The sequence below is a fragment of the Synechococcus sp. CCAP 1479/10 genome (assembly GCF_019038515.1).
Lineage (GTDB): Bacteria > Cyanobacteriota > Cyanobacteriia > PCC-6307 > Cyanobiaceae > Cyanobium.
Genome location: NZ_JAFKRJ010000084.1, coordinates 1 through 298, shown reverse-complemented (window position 1 = coordinate 298; position 298 = coordinate 1). Strand labels below are relative to the sequence as shown.

Below are 298 nucleotides of genomic sequence, written 5' to 3'. Positions count from 1 at the left end.
TCAGCTTGGTGGTGGTGGAGAACTGGGTGGCCTCGAGCTCACCCACCTTGGCCTCCAGGCCATCCACACGGCCGCGCAGCACGGCGAGTTCCTTCTCGAACTCGGCCATCAGGCGCTTCAGCTCGTCGGTCACCTCGGTGATCCGGTCGAGACAGGCGTTCAGCAGGGCCGCCGCTTCATAGCGGGTCATGGCCTGGCCGCCCTTGTAGGTGCCGTTCGGGTAGCCGGCGACGCAGCCGTAGCGCTCGATCAGGTTCGAGAGAGCCTGGAAGGCCCAGTCGGTGGGCTTGACGTCGGA

Annotated in this window: 1 protein-coding gene; it reads right to left on the bottom strand. The window is 66.4% G+C overall.

The features are described 5' to 3' along the window. Positions 1 to 298 (bottom strand): iron uptake porin (locus KUG39_RS17075; protein WP_216916641.1); only part of this gene is annotated, 298 nt, incomplete at both ends.